The sequence below is a fragment of the Rhodoferax lithotrophicus genome (assembly GCF_019973615.1).
Taxonomy (GTDB): Bacteria; Pseudomonadota; Gammaproteobacteria; order Burkholderiales; family Burkholderiaceae_C; genus Rhodoferax; species Rhodoferax lithotrophicus.
This window is the reverse complement of the sequence record NZ_AP024238.1, coordinates 1,387,777-1,401,597: the sequence shown is the minus strand read 5'-3', so window position 1 is coordinate 1,401,597 and position 13,821 is coordinate 1,387,777. Positions and strand designations below refer to the sequence as shown.

The following is a 13,821-nucleotide window of genomic DNA, read 5'->3' as shown; positions in this document are numbered from 1 at the left end:
TGTCAACGAGACGTGCGGGCACTTCTGACAAGCCGGGTCAACCTACGATCCATTCACGCCCAAACAAGCCATGGAATGTCTCTCTGGCACCGTCGTTGGGCGCTTTTGCAGGAGCAACCCGCGATGTCAGCCACCCCACTTGTCAAACACCTTCACCCGATTGAACATGCCAGCGCACAGGGCAAACCAAAGGAAATCCTGGACCTGGCCCTCCAACAGGTCGGCTTCATTCCCAATATGTATGCCAACATGGCCAATGCACCAGGTGTGTTGAGCACCTATTTACACGGCTACGGCTTGTTTCGCAGTGAATCCGGCCTGAAACCAGCCGAGCAGGAGGTGGTTTTTCTGGCGGTCAGCCAGGTCAACGGCTGCCACTACTGCACCGCCGCACACAGCATGATTGCTGAAAAAATGTCAGGTGTACCAGCTGACGTGTTGCAAGCCATTCGTGCACAAACCGCCCTTCCCGATGCCAAACTGGCCACGCTCTATGCCACCACCGTGGCCATGGTCAAAAGCCATGGCATGCCCAGTCCACAGACGGTTCAGTCGTTTCTGGATGCGGGCTACCAAGAGCGTGATTTGATGTACATCGTGCTGGCCATCGCCGTCAAGACGCTTAGCAACTTCAGCAATCACCTCTTTGCCACGCCGGTAGATGCACGTTTTGCGGCATACAAAGTCGATTAACCCAGCCTGTTTGGGCTGGCCTACCTGACATGTCATGGAGTCAAAGCCAATCTGGACACATTGGAGACCCTGCGCACAGCAGCGCCAGTGCAGCTCGGGCGGGCATTCTTTGCTGTGTATATGCGGACCATGGCGCGGTGGCTTCCAGGCGGGTGGCTAGTGACGGCATCTGCAGGTGCGTGGTTGGGTCGGGGTCACCGGGCCTCTTGCTCTCTTTTGCACGACTCGGAGTCTTTCCCATGCTGGCCAAAAAGTTCATGGATTTTCTGCAGCGCCGCCGTGTTTATGGCCAGTGGCAGCACCCCAAAAAGTTCGACCGCAACCTGGTGGTGATGGGGGCGTTGCCGCAGGTTGGGTGACCTCCTATATCGCGGCGGCAGTCAAAGCCAAAGTGAGCTTGGAGGAAGCGCACAAACGTGATGGTGTCGATGGACGGACCAGCCACAAAGCCTTGCGCTGCAACACACCGTTGCATGCACGCTCAAACATGGCTGCGGTGACTATCCTGTGGCTGGTGTAACTGGCCCATGGATAAATTCCAAAACTGGTTCTTCGCATGGTGTCGGTTATAGGCGACAGTAGCGACGATTTTCTGTTTCCCATTCAAAGGGCTTGGGAGAACCCATCAACTGGGCGCTCATGGCAAGAGCTTGTCACCAACCAAGCAAAGGCTTGAGATGATTGATCGGCGCAACGGGGTCGTTCGCAAGTTCTGGTTTAGCGAAGCCTTCCGGTGTATTAAAAGCTTCGTAGGCTTTTTTTGCCGCTTGATAGTCGTTTCTTGTCAAGGCAATTCCACCGTTCCACGTGACTCCAAATGGAGTCCCTGGATATTTATCAATCAAGGCAACTATGCCTTCCTCTGCCCTGCTTCCTGGGTAATCGTTTCTAACAATTCGATCTCCAATGATTTTTTTCTGATTTTCTGCAAACTTTTCGAATGGAACCATCTCAACCGGTTTGCCTTCAAGTTTGCTTTTCGCCGCCTCGGCTCGATCCAAGGGCAGCCCGGCATAGACGGTGTAGGCCTTTTCCATATGGTCAATCAAAACAACATCGCTGCCAGCATGGGCGCTCGCCATGCTCAATGAAGTTGCAGTCCAAAGAAACCAACGCGTCAGGTTCATACGAAGATCCCTCCATAAGTCTGCTCATTATTGCAATGTATAAATAGGCTACCTGGTAATCAAGGCAGATGATGGCCTTGAAAATGGCTGAACAGCCGGGGATTTGATGTCTAGTCGCCTACCGGTCTGAAACGATCTCCTGCATTTGCAACTTGCGAAGGCCGACCGGCATCTCCAAGGTGGACCTGTCCCACTTTTCCAGCTCGATGACCTTGTCCAGGCAATCTTGCATGATCGAATGTGTCTGGAGGGTACTTTGCATAATCTGGGCATGAACCACCATGTTGTGCTCAGGATGTGCAATGCAGCGAAGTTGATAGCGATACAACTCCCTGAGCTTACGCACACTATCAGCAACTTGTGCAGGACAAGCACACATGTAAATCATGGCCTGCTCAATCACTTTACCCAATTCAGCATCTGTGAATCGCTCTTCGTATTCCATGAAATGAATTCCTTGAACGCGCCAATGCGCAATACCGCCGATAAACCAACGCCATTCTCCTACGAGGGCTACATCCACGGTTGCTCTGTGTTCTTTGAAATAATTGACATCTGACCCCCAATTACCACCTTGGATGGCAAGCCACATGTTTCTGAAGCCAGCTTTCACGGTACGTTACTTGGCGGCCTTCATCCTGGGAAGCGCGCTCACAATTTTTATGGCTGGTTGTGAAACGACCCCAGCAAAGCCGCCACTGCAACTGAATCCTCCCGAGGTTCGGCTTGGACCCGTGCTGGATCTTTTGAAGGTCAGCACAACGCAGGACATCGTCCGAGTGGTCTCCAGTACATCCGATCAGGTTCATGTCCTCATCGCATCGAAAGCACTCAAGCAAGTGATCGATATCGCGATTGGGCTCAATGGTATGGCCGAAGAACAAGTTGTTCGATCTGACTATGCCCCTTCGACTATGGATGCCACATTGGACGGACAAGGCCAGCTTCACATCCTGATGGATGCCGAGCACTGGGTATTGAAGGATCAAAAGTGGCGTGAGTCAGCACCCACCATTTGGCAGGAAGCGGGGATCACGGTCGAAAGACCTGGGTTTGTACATGGTGCGCCTCAACTGGTTTGGACCTTCACGGCATTTGGAAAAGATATTGGCAGCATGCTCGAACGGCGGGTTTGGCGCGGAGCTGGAGGGGGTTATCCGGCCGGAGGTTTTCTGATTTATCCGTGGCATGAACAGACACGCAAGGCCGTGCTGGTCGTGGACGGGGCGGGAGGAGCTTCCCCCTGGAATGTGCTGGATCCTCAAAGCCCGTCTGACACGTTGATCGTCGATGCACAGTCGGATGCCGCTGGAACCATTCATCTCGTGTATGCCACGGGAGACAACGTCGATTTGGCGGACACCGTTTCATTGCTCAGTGGCGTGGTGACACGCAAGGCAGGGAGGTTTTTATTGCACTACGTCCGAAAGCAGATTAAAGACCTTCAAACGGCAACTCCAAATCCATCCAACCCGCTCAAGAAACTGGACAAAGTGCAACTTCTGCGTGGCATCACCGGGTCTCGCCAGTTGGACTGGCCGTATACCCATACACGACTTCCCCTTGCAGTTGATCCGGTCACCGGTAGTGCCCTTATCGGTGACCGATGGTTCGTCAAAGGCGACCACTGGACAGAGGTGATGAATTCCAGCTCGGTGTTCCCCATGGGCTCCCCGCCAGAGAAAATCTCTGCGACCGGAAATGACAACTTTGACGCAATCACAATTGGCAATATCGATCAACGTTTTCTTGGGCGAACAGGAATCAAGTATTCCAGGTTTTCGAAAGGTGAATGGTCTGCGCCGCTGTGGCTAAGCGTTGCTGGCACACTTTCCCTTCTGGATCTGCCATTGGTTGACATGGCCAGTACCGGGAACGGCAACAGCTTCGTTGTATGGTCGACAGCGCATGGCATCGTTGGCCGATGGGTTGAACACCTCCAAAAAGCCAGTCCATGAATCACCTGAATTCCGACAAAACAGTCAACGCCTCGAAATCAGGATGCGTAGACGATGAGCGTGCTGCTGACCATGATGTGGAGCCAACACCGATAGGGGAATGTTTATCTCCCAGAAGATCATGCGACAGCAGTCGCGAATGTGGTGCCCCATGATGCACACAAGGCGCTATAAAAAACAGAACACCTTGTGCAGGTACGATAAGCGCTAGAGCCCTAAAACACTCTTAAACCACAGCTCCGCCATACCTGGACACAACACCGCAATCACCCCTCCAGCCCCCGCCCCAGCCGCCACTGCTTCACCAGCGCATAAATCGCCGGAATCACCGCCAGCGTTAAGACGGTGGAGGAAATCATGCCGCCCACCATCGGCGCAGCAATCCGGCTCATCACCTCAGAGCCCGTCCCCGTGCCCCACATGATCGGCAGCAGGCCGGCCATGATGGCCACCACGGTCATCATCTTGGGGCGCACGCGCTCCACCGCACCTTCCATCACCGCCTCGTACAAGTCCGCCACGCCGGGCGCACGACCTGCTGTGCGGCATTTGTCTTTGATGGCTTCCCAGGCATGGTCCAGGTAAATCAGCATGATCACGCCGGTTTCGGCCGCCACTCCGGCCAGGGCGATGAAGCCCACCGCCACGGCCACCGACAGGTTGTAGTCCAGCCACCACATCAGCCAGACACCGCCCACCAGCGCAAACGGCACCGAGAGCATGACGATGAGCGTCTCAGTGATGCGCCTGAAGTTCAGGTACAGCAGCAGAAAAATGCTCAGCAGCGTGACCGGGATGACGATTTTCATCTTCTCGATGGCGCGCTCCATGTATTCAAACTGGCCGCTCCAGGTGACGTAATACCCCGGCGGGAAGCTGATGCGCTCAGCCACGGCTTTTTTGGCATCGCGCACATAGCCGCCAATGTCGCGGTCGCGGATGTCGACATAGATGTAGGCGGACAGCAGCGCGTTTTCGGTGCGGATACCGGGCGCACCCTTGGCTACCACCACTTTGGCCAGTTGGCCCAGCGGGATTTGTGCGCCGTCCATGGTGGGGATCAGCACCTCACGCGCAATCTGCTGCGGGTCACCACGCAATTCACGCGGGTAACGCACGGTGACCCCAAAACGCTCGCGCCCCTCCACCGTGGTGGTGACCATTTCGCCGCCCAGGGCGCTGCCCACCACGTCCAGCAGGTCACCCACCGCCAGGCCGTAGCGGGCCAGTTGCTCACGATCCGGCTCAATGTTGAGGTAGAAGCCGCCGGTGATGCGTTCGGCAAAGGCGCTACTGGTGCCGGGCACGGCTTTCACCACCGCCTCAATCTGCTTGGCCAGTTGCTCCATCTGATCCAGGTCTTTGCCAAACACCTTGATGCCAATGGGGGTGCGAATGCCGGTTGACAGCATGTCGATGCGGGCTTTGATCGGCATCGTCCAAGAGTTGGCGACACCAGGGAATTGCAGCGCCTTGTCCATCTCGGCAATCAGTTGGTCGATGCTCAGGCCCGTGCGCCATTCGGACTCGGGTTTGAGGTTGATCACCGTTTCAAACATCTCGGTGGGGGCCGGGTCGGTGGCGGTGTTGGCGCGGCCCGCCTTGCCCCAGACCGAGGCGACTTCGGGGAAACTTTTGATGATTTTGTTTTGGGTTTGCAGTAGCTCTGCCGCCTTGGTGATCGACATGCCGGGCAGCGACGCGGGCATGTACAGCAGCGAGCCTTCGTTGAGCGTAGGCATGAACTCCGAGCCTAATTTAGAGGCTGGGTAATACGACACGCCCAGCACCAACAGCGCCAGCAAAATAGTCACTTTTTTATAGCGCATCACGCTCGATATGATGGGTCTGTAGGCCCAAATGAGCACACGGTTCACCGGGTTTTTGGCTTCTGGCATGACTTTGCCGCGAATGAACAGCAGCATCAGCACTGGTACCAGCGTGACCGAGAGCAGCGCTGCACTGGCCATTGCGAAGGTCTTGGTGTAGGCCAGGGGCGAGAACAGGCGGCCTTCTTGGCCTTCGAGGCTGAATACCGGTAGGAAGGAGACGGTGATGATCAGCAGGGAGAAGAACAAGGCGGGGCCGACTTCTTTGCAGGCTTCGAGGATGGCTTTGAAGCGGGCTTGCAAAGCGACGTTATTTGTACGGCCCGCAGAATTGGGGGCAACGCTTTTGGTGTGGTCCGCAGAAATGGGGTCAGAGCCCAATTCGGTGATGCGTTGTGGGCTGGTTTGAAGACTTGAGCCCGAATTGGGATCTGACCCCAATTCTGCTACCGCTTCAGCATGCTCCAGCCGCTCCAGGTGTTTGTGGGCGTTTTCGATCATCACAATGGCGGCATCAATCATCGCGCCGATGGCTATGGCGATGCCGCCCAGGCTCATCAGGTTGGAACTCATGCCGAGCAGACGCATGGCGATGAAGGCCATCAGAATGCCGACTGGCAGCATCAAAATCGCCACCAGAGCGCTACGCACATGCATCAGAAAGATCACGCAGACGGCGGCCACGATCAGCGACTCTTCCAGCAGCGTGCGTTTCAGGGTGTCAATGGCTCTGTTGATCAGCTCCGAGCGGTCGTACACGGTTTGCACGCTCACGCCTGCGGGCAGGCCGGGGCCAATTTCGGCGATCTTGTCCTTGATGTTGGCAATCACCTCCAGCGCATTCTGGCCGTAGCGGGCCATCACGATGCCCGAGACCACCTCGCCCTCGCCATTCAGCTCGGTGATGCCCCGGCGCTCATCGGGCGTGAGTTCGACCCGGGCAATGTCGCGGATCAGCACCGGTGTGCCTTTGTCGGCTTTCACCACCAGCATTTCAATGTCCGCCCGGCCACGCAGGTAGCCCTTGCCACGCACCATGTATTCGGTCTCGGCCATCTCCACGGCGCGGCCACCCACGTCGCGGTTGGAGTCGCGGATGACCTGCGCCACGCGCATCAGCGGGATGCCGTAACTGCGCAGCTTGACCGGGTCCACCGTTACCTGGTAGGTTTGCACAAAGCCGCCGACCGAAGCCACCTCGGCCACGCCGTGTGCCTTGGTCAACTGATAGCGCACATACCAGTCCTGAATGCTGCGCAACTCGGCCAGGGTTTTGTCTCTGGCCACCAGCGCGTATTGGTAAACCCAGCCCACGCCGGTGGCATCGGGCCCGATCTGCGGCGTGATGCCTTTGGGCATACGACCTGAGGCGAAGTTCAGGTACTCCAGCACCCTTGAGCGCGCCCAATAGATGTCCGTGCCATCCTCAAAAATGATGTAGACAAACGACGCGCCAAAGAACGAAAACCCCCGCACCACCTTGGACTTGGGAACCGACAGCATCGAGGTGGTCAGCGGGTAAGTCACCTGGTCTTCTACCACCTGCGGGGCTTGGCCGGGAAACTCGGTGTAGACAATGACCTGCACGTCCGACAAATCCGGCAGCGCATCAATCGGCGTGCGCAGTACCGCAAAAATGCCGCCGAGCAGGATAAACAGGGTGGCCAGCAGCACCAGAAAGCGGTTGCGGCCCGACCAGTCGATGATGTTGGAAAGCATGGCTATTTCTTGACGCTGGTGATGACCCACTCGCCCGGCTGGCGCTCGACAAACTCAACGGCCACCTTCGCACCAGGTTTTAGACCTTGGAGCAGTGCCGCATTGGCCACCTTGAACTCCATCGTCATGGCGGGCCATTTCAGGCTTGGAATCGGCCCGTGAGCCAGACTGAGGGTGCCTGAGGTGCTATTGATTTCTTCAACGGTACCTTCGGCATGATGGCCTGCACTTGTGGCCGTGACGGTATCAGACGCGGCAACTGGTGCAGCCGAAGCACTGGCCGCCGGTGCACTGGCAAAACCGCCAATGGCCGCCTTGAGGTTGCTCTCGGCATCAATCAGGAAGTTGGCCGACACCACCACTTGCTCACCCTCGGTCACCCCACGGAGCACTTCAACATAGCTGTCGCTGCGTGCTCCGAGCTTGACTTCGCGCGGCTCGTAGCGCCCCTCTTTCAACTGCACCAGCACAATCTGCCGTGTACCGCTGTCAATCACCGCCGACACCGGCACCGTCACACCCTGCGCCTTGGCCGCCACCTGCAACTCCACCTGGGCAAACATACCCGGCTTGATCAGCAAACCAGGGTTGTCCAGTTCCACCCGCACCGGCACCGTGCGGGTCTCGGCCTTGAGTGTGGGGTACACATAGGTCACGGTGCCGGTCAAGGCTTTGTCCGGGTAGGCGTTGATAGTCACACGGGCTTTTGCACCGTTCTTGACCAGCGCCAAGTCTTGCTCAAACACATCGGCAATCACCCAGACGCGCGACAAATCGGCCACCTGGTAGAGCATGTCGCCAGGCATAAAACGCATGCCCTGGACCGCTTTTTTCTCCATCACGATGCCGCTGGCAGGAGAGCGGAAGGTGAGCGTGCGCTGTACCGTACCGGTGCTGCTCAGAGCCTTGATCTGCTCGTCCGAGATGTCCCAGTTTTTCAGACGCTGCAGGCTGGACTGTGCCAACTGCTGCATACCCGCCTGGGCCTGGCTGCCGGCATCCTTGAGTGCGGTCACACCTTGGGCGGCAATGGCGTATTCACGCTGGGCGGACACCAGCTCGGGGCTGTAGGCCTCAAACAGCGGCTGGCCCTTGCCAATGGCCTGACCGGTGACGTTCACAAACAAGCGCTCCACATAGCCTTCAAACTTGGGCGCAATGGTGGTCAGCCGCCGCTCGTCGGGCTCAATACGGCCTGCGGCGCGCACGGTTTTGTCCAGTGTGCGCCGCTGTGCCGCCTCCACCCGCACACCGAGTTTTTGCACTTTTTGCGTGCTGATCACCACCTGGCCAGGTGCTGCGGCTTCTTCTTCGGCCGCGCCTTCATAGACCGCGATGTAGTCCATGCCCATCGGGTCTTTTTTCGGCGTGGGAGAGGTGTCGGGCAGCCCCATCGGGTTGCGGTAGTACAGCAGCTTCTTCGCAGGCTGGGCGGCCAAGTCGCCGGTGTTGGGCGCGGCCGAGTCAACGCGGCTCACGTCCGCATGACCACGCGTGCCCACCACATACCCACCCGTGCCCGCCAGCGCAACCAAGACCGCACCAAGCGTCCATCCGGTACCCGTTTTCATCATTCTTCTCCCAGCAGTTTTTCAATCTCGGCCAGCCGCATTTGTGCATCAAGCTGGGCTTTGAGCTGGCTCTGCCTGGCTTGGCGCACCTGGCGCTGAGCCTCCAGCAAGGTGGCAAAGTCAAGCTTGCCGTTTTCGTAGGAAGCCAGAGCGGACTGGAAAGTCAGCTCGGCTTGCGGCAGCAAACTGGTCTTGGTCAACTGCTCGGTTCGCTGTGCGGCATCAAGGCCGCTCAGGTTTTCCGACAGATCGGACCACAACTGGTTGGTCACCGCTTCGCGCCGCTTTTGCGCCGCCTCCAGCATGGCCTGGGCCTCACGTTCCTGCGCCCGGCGTGTGCCCTGTTGCAGCGGAATGTTGAGCTCCAGCATCACACCCCATTCGTTGATGCCACTTTGTACCTGGGTGGGGGTGATGGCCAGGGTGAAGTCCGGGTAGCGGTTTTTGTGCGTCAGTTCACGCGACAACTCCGCTGACTGGAGGCGGGCCTGCTCTGAAAAAAGTTGCGGGTTGCTCTGGCGCACCCGCGCCATCAAAGCCTCAGGCTCCCGTGCCACGGGTATGGGCCGCAGACTGAGTGGCTCAGCCAGGGAGGCATTGCTGGGCCGGGCCAACAAGGCATTCAGCCGGGCATCCGCCTGACGCGCTTCCCCCGCCAGCGCCACCAGTTCGGTCTGCAAGGCGGTTTGTTCCACCTGGGCGCGGATGGCATCCTGTTGCATCACCAGCCCGCTGGCATAGCGCTGCTGCGCCAGCGCAGCCAGTCGATTGGTCAGCGCCAGCAACTCCTGCGTGAGTTGTTGTGTGTGGTGAAAAAAGTAGCGCTGGGCATGGCTGATCTTGACTTTGGCTGCCAGTTCCGCCCAGGTGCTCAGGGCCTTGCCCTCGACCGCCTGCGCATCTTGCTGGGCCATACTTTGCTTCAGATCACGCTTGCCAAACCACGGCAAATCTTGCATCAAGGTGTATTTGGTGCTGCCCACATCACCGGGCCAAAGCGCAGGGGCTTGTGTGCCCCCTTTGGTCACATCCATCCACTCGACCCGGAATTTGGGGTCCATCAGCGCACCGGCAGGCACCACCCGCTCACGGGCGGCTTGCGCCTCAAAACGCATGCTGGCCAACTCGGGGTTTTGGCTTTTGGCCAGATTCAGCAGTGACTCGACACTGGCTCCGGGCAACACATCGTCTGTTTGTGCATACGCTGGTGCCCCCAGCACCAGCAGTACAGCCAGGGCGGTGGTCGTTAAATAAGCTTGCATGGGTCGCCCCTTGGGTAAATGCCCCGCATCCGCCCGGCTGAAACACAAGCCAGACAAACGCTGCGGTGAAATGGAGTTACTTGACCAGCTCAAACCGTGTCACCGTCATGCCACCATCGGCCGGGTCGGTGGCGAAGCGGATTTTTTGCCCCGCTTGCAGCTGATCCAGCCAGCTGGCCTCTTTGACCTTGTAGGCCATGGTCATGGGCGGCATGCCGTTGGGCAAGGCCCCATGTGTCAGGGTGACCGTGCCTCTGGCTTTGTTGACTTTTTTAACCTCGCCTTCACCCATGGCCGTGGCATCCGCCTTGGGGGTGGCTGCGGTTGCGGTCACGGGTTTGACCATCGCTGCGCCATGCATGCTGTGATCCATCTGTGCAAAGGCCGCCCCGGACGCTACAAAAACAAGAGCTGCTACCGCAGGTAATACAAGCGCTTTCATCTGATTTCCTTTAAATAATGTTGACTTGTCCCATCACCCGGCGTTTTTGTGTTCCAGAAGATGGCCATGAAACATGCACAGGCAAGAAACCAAGAAATGCATGATCAACTCCAGGCCATCAGTATCAGATGGCCTTCCCCACAGGCAGCTGTCGGGAAAGTGACATCTTTGTTATCTGGCAGCCAACACCTCCCCTCGTGCGCTTGGGGCCTTGGTTTACCTCAGCTTTACGGTAGAACCGCCCAAGAGCATCATGCTCAACTTGATAATTTGAATGCGAAGTCGCTTTGGCTTCAAAATAGCCACCTGTGTGTTTAAACACCATTCAGAACCCGGCTTGCATGTTCTTGAATGCCATACAAATTGAAACCGTCTTTATCTGGAATTACAAATATGCTTTTACGCGCCCTCAAGTTGATCACGACCGTATGGCTTACGTTGCTGGTATTAGTCGCCTGTGGCGGTGGGGGGTCTCCATCACCCGCGGCATCAGGACTGAAGGCCATAGCCACCGAATCGACCGTCACCATCTCCTGGGATATGGTTTCCGGCGTTGAATACTGGATCTTCTACGCCCCCACCAGCGTGGTTCCCGCCAGCACCGCCAGTATGGGGGGCTGGATTGGCCTGCCGGGTGGGGTTTCCATGATCAACGTCACATCGCCCTATGTGGCATCCGGTCTGACCAACGGTGTCAGTTATTCGTTCTCGGTGAACGGCAGAACGGGTGGCGGGCCAGGTGGGCCTGGCACAACACCTGTCACCGCCACACCCATGCTGGCCGGCTCAACCTGGAGCTTGGGCAGCGCAACCGATGCCAGGGAGTTGCGTAGTGCCATGTTCGGCAGCAGCTATGTGGCGGCGGGGGCCTCCGGTGCCATGTATTCCAGTACGGATGGGGCCACCTGGAGCGCCATCAACTACACCACCAGCAGCAATCTGAACGGGGCCTCCTATTTCGGGACGTACAAGCTGGTGGGGGATGCGGGCCTGGTACTGGTCAGCAGTGATGCCGTGACCTGGACAGCACAAACCTCCGGGACCACACAAAACCTGTATGCCGTTGCCAGCAACTCCATCAACTTGACGGTGGCCGTTGGGGCCAACGGCACCATCATCACCAGCCCGGATGGCATCACCTGGTCTGCCGCAGTCACGAGTCCCGCCACCAGCAATGCCTTGTATGGGGTGACGTACAGCAGCGCTACCGGCACATGGGTCGCCGTGGGTGCGGCTGGCACGGTATTACGGAGTACCGATGGCCTGAATTGGACAGCGGTCACATCCAATGTCGTGACTGACTTGCGCGGTGTCACCTATGGCGCCAGTGCCTTCGTGGCCGTCGGTTCGTCCGGCACGGTCTTGAGCAGCGCGGATGGCAGCACCTGGACATCACAAGTTTCCCCATTGGCCATGGACTTGAAGGCCGTGACCTATGGCACACAGTTGGTGGCTGTTGGCGCAGGCGGAAACGTGATGACCAGTACCGATGCCGTGACCTGGACGGCAAGTGCCGCCACCGGGACCACCAGCAACCTGAATGCGATCGTTCGTGGGACCTTGGCCTATGTATCCATTGGTGCAGCTGGCACCAATTTACTGGCCAAATAACACCTGCCTGCGTCGTTCTGCCCTTGCCGAAAAACGGTATCCCATCCACATCCTGTGGATGGGGCTTAGCCGATGGTGGCAGCCAGGTCAAATCACCTGGACTTGCCCCATCATCCCGGCGTTTTCGTGTTCCAGAATGTGGCAGTGAAACATACGCAAGCCCTTGTGGCGCTGCACCAGCTTCACCCGCACTATCTCGCCAGAGCGGGTGTTGACCATGTCGCGCCAGGCCAGCAGCGGCTCAGGCGTGACCTGGCCGTCCAGCTCACGCTCTAACACCTGGAACTGCGTGCCGTGAATGTGAAACGGGTGGTCCATGTCGGACTGGTTCACAATTTCCCACAGCTCCACCTCGTGGATGCGGCTGGTGAAATCGACCCGCTGCATGTCAAAGTTTTGACCGTTGACCAGAAACTTCATGCTGTGCACACCCCCGGCCATCGACATTTCTTCCGAGAACACCACGCGCTTTTTGGCCTTGGCTGCGCCCAGTGGCTGGATGCGGCGCAGGCTGCCTGGCAGCTTGGGCAAGGCGGCCAGGCGTTCGGGTTTCACGGCGGAAAAATCCACATTCAGCAAGGTGATGGGGTGCTCTGGCGACACCTCGCCCATCTTGCCGCGCTCCACCGGCTCGGTCACCAGGCCCACCACACCACCGCCCGCAGGAGCCTCCACAATCACCTCGATGCGCTCGGCCGCGGTCATCTGCAATTCGGTCAGGCCGGTGACCGGTTTGCCCAACAGACCACCGTCGGTGCCGACCAGCGTGAACCGTGCTCCCGGCAAGCTCAGCCGCAGGTAACGTGCGCTGTTGGCGTTCCAGATGCGCCAGCGCTCACGGCCACCGGCATCAAACGTCAACACCGGCTGGCGCTGCGCATTCACCAGTGCAAACTGGCCTTCGCGCCCGTTCATCTCGTCATTCATGTCGTTGGCGGCAATACGGCCATCCGCGCCCAGTTTGAGGTCTGAGCAGACCAGATGCCGCTCGGGGATGCTTTTAAGCGGGTCGTTCTTGGTCCGCACGATGAACAAGCCCGCCAGTCCGCGGTAGACCTGCTCGGCGGTGAAGCCATGTGGGTGCGGGTGATACCAGTAAGTGCCGGCACAGTTCAGCGGCAGTTTGAAGCGATAGACGCGCCGCCCACCTGCAGGCACCGCGTCCTGCGGGTTGCCGTCTTGCTCCGGCGGTACCGGCAAGCCATGCCAGTGGATGGTGCTCGGCTGCGACAAGGCGTTGATGAATTCAATCTCTACCGTGTCGCCCTCCATCACCTCGATCAGCGGGCCGGGCAGGCTGTTGTTGTAAGCCCAGAACTCGGTGGGGGTGCCGTCTTGCAGCACTGCCAGCGATACCGGCGCAGCACGCAAAGTGGCGCGAAACAGCCCTGGCTGGGGGCTGGTGTTGACGAGTTTTTTCAGCACCGCCAAAGGCGCACCGGCGGCAATCGCTTCGACCGGGGCCAGCACCGTGGCTGCTACTGCGCCACCAGGCACGGCATGGGACATGGCCGACATGTCATGGGCCATCGTGCCTTGTGCCCAGGCGCTGCCCAGCCAGGGCAAGGTAGACAGGGTCGCCAGCACGGAGCGGCGTGGCATCAGCGTA

At 58.4% G+C, this 13,821-nt stretch carries 11 protein-coding genes; 4 read left to right on the top strand and 7 right to left on the bottom strand.

Annotated elements, in window-relative coordinates; genetic code table 11:
* Positions 1 to 123 precede the first annotated feature (123 nt).
* Complete coding sequence (locus LDN84_RS06490) at positions 124 to 693, top strand: carboxymuconolactone decarboxylase family protein (protein ID WP_223910055.1); 570 nt, start codon at positions 124 to 126, stop codon at positions 691 to 693.
* Between the two features lie 355 nt (positions 694 to 1,048).
* Positions 1,049 to 1,213, top strand: a complete 165-nt coding sequence (locus tag LDN84_RS06485) for a hypothetical protein (protein WP_223910052.1) — start codon at positions 1,049 to 1,051, stop codon at positions 1,211 to 1,213.
* A gap of 133 nt (positions 1,214 to 1,346) precedes the next feature.
* Here LDN84_RS06485 and LDN84_RS06480 read toward each other — a convergent pair whose 3' ends face one another.
* Positions 1,347 to 1,820: a hypothetical protein gene (locus LDN84_RS06480; RefSeq protein ID WP_223910050.1), complete on the bottom strand. Its 474-nt coding sequence runs from the start codon at positions 1,818 to 1,820 to the stop codon at positions 1,347 to 1,349.
* Between the two features lie 118 nt (positions 1,821 to 1,938).
* On the bottom strand, positions 1,939 to 2,412 hold the full coding sequence (locus LDN84_RS06475; protein WP_223910047.1) for a hypothetical protein: 474 nt from the start codon (positions 2,410 to 2,412) through the stop codon (positions 1,939 to 1,941).
* On the opposite strand from LDN84_RS06475, the gene LDN84_RS06470 reads away from it, so the two are divergent.
* Positions 2,411 to 3,778, top strand: coding sequence for a hypothetical protein (locus LDN84_RS06470; protein WP_223910044.1), 1,368 nt, complete (start codon positions 2,411 to 2,413; stop codon positions 3,776 to 3,778). The genes LDN84_RS06475 and LDN84_RS06470 overlap by 2 nt on opposite strands.
* Positions 3,779 to 4,044: 266 nt before the next feature.
* Here LDN84_RS06470 and LDN84_RS06465 read toward each other — a convergent pair whose 3' ends face one another.
* The 4 genes from LDN84_RS06465 to LDN84_RS06450 all read right to left on the bottom strand — a co-directional run bounded on the left by LDN84_RS06465 (position 4,045) and on the right by LDN84_RS06450 (position 10,601).
* The gene (locus LDN84_RS06465; protein ID WP_223910041.1) at positions 4,045 to 7,326 is read right to left on the bottom strand and encodes an efflux RND transporter permease subunit; all 3,282 of its coding nucleotides are present in this window, start codon (positions 7,324 to 7,326) and stop codon (positions 4,045 to 4,047) included.
* Between the two features lie 2 nt (positions 7,327 to 7,328).
* Entirely contained in the window at positions 7,329 to 8,897 is a 1,569-nt protein-coding gene (locus LDN84_RS06460; RefSeq protein ID WP_223910038.1) for an efflux RND transporter periplasmic adaptor subunit, read from the bottom strand.
* A complete protein-coding gene (locus tag LDN84_RS06455; protein ID WP_223910035.1) occupies positions 8,897 to 10,159 on the bottom strand; it encodes a TolC family protein in 1,263 nt (420 codons plus the stop codon). The genes LDN84_RS06460 and LDN84_RS06455 overlap by 1 nt, the downstream gene beginning before the upstream one ends.
* A 76-nt stretch (positions 10,160 to 10,235) precedes the next feature.
* A complete protein-coding gene (locus LDN84_RS06450; protein WP_223910033.1) occupies positions 10,236 to 10,601 on the bottom strand; it encodes a copper-binding protein in 366 nt (121 codons plus the stop codon).
* Positions 10,602 to 10,994: 393 nt separating this feature from the next.
* On the opposite strand from LDN84_RS06450, the gene LDN84_RS06445 reads away from it, so the two are divergent.
* Positions 10,995 to 12,212, top strand: a complete 1,218-nt coding sequence (locus tag LDN84_RS06445; RefSeq protein WP_223910030.1) for a WD40/YVTN/BNR-like repeat-containing protein — start codon at positions 10,995 to 10,997, stop codon at positions 12,210 to 12,212.
* 87 nt (positions 12,213 to 12,299) lie between these two features.
* Here the strand turns inward: LDN84_RS06445 and LDN84_RS06440 are convergent, their stop codons facing one another.
* Positions 12,300 to 13,814, bottom strand: coding sequence for a multicopper oxidase family protein (locus LDN84_RS06440; protein WP_223910028.1), 1,515 nt, complete (start codon positions 13,812 to 13,814; stop codon positions 12,300 to 12,302).
* Between the last annotated feature and the right edge of the window lie 7 nt (positions 13,815 to 13,821).

Bases quoted from the DNA above. Each gene is read 5' to 3' on its own strand.
- LDN84_RS06465 (WP_223910041.1), bottom strand. From the start codon at position 7,326: ATGCTTTCCAACATCATCGACTGGTCGGGCCGCAACCGCTTTCTGGTG.
- LDN84_RS06480 (WP_223910050.1), bottom strand. From the start codon at position 1,820: ATGAACCTGACGCGTTGGTTTCTTTGGACTGCAACTTCATTGAGCATG.
- LDN84_RS06490 (WP_223910055.1), top strand. From the start codon at position 124: ATGTCAGCCACCCCACTTGTCAAACACCTTCACCCGATTGAACATGCC.
- LDN84_RS06445 (WP_223910030.1), top strand. From the start codon at position 10,995: ATGCTTTTACGCGCCCTCAAGTTGATCACGACCGTATGGCTTACGTTG.
- LDN84_RS06455 (WP_223910035.1), bottom strand. From the start codon at position 10,159: ATGCAAGCTTATTTAACGACCACCGCCCTGGCTGTACTGCTGGTGCTG.
- LDN84_RS06475 (WP_223910047.1), bottom strand. From the start codon at position 2,412: ATGTGGCTTGCCATCCAAGGTGGTAATTGGGGGTCAGATGTCAATTAT.
- LDN84_RS06460 (WP_223910038.1), bottom strand. From the start codon at position 8,897: ATGAAAACGGGTACCGGATGGACGCTTGGTGCGGTCTTGGTTGCGCTG.
- LDN84_RS06440 (WP_223910028.1), bottom strand. From the start codon at position 13,814: ATGCCACGCCGCTCCGTGCTGGCGACCCTGTCTACCTTGCCCTGGCTG.
- LDN84_RS06470 (WP_223910044.1), top strand. From the start codon at position 2,411: ATGTTTCTGAAGCCAGCTTTCACGGTACGTTACTTGGCGGCCTTCATC.
- LDN84_RS06450 (WP_223910033.1), bottom strand. From the start codon at position 10,601: ATGAAAGCGCTTGTATTACCTGCGGTAGCAGCTCTTGTTTTTGTAGCG.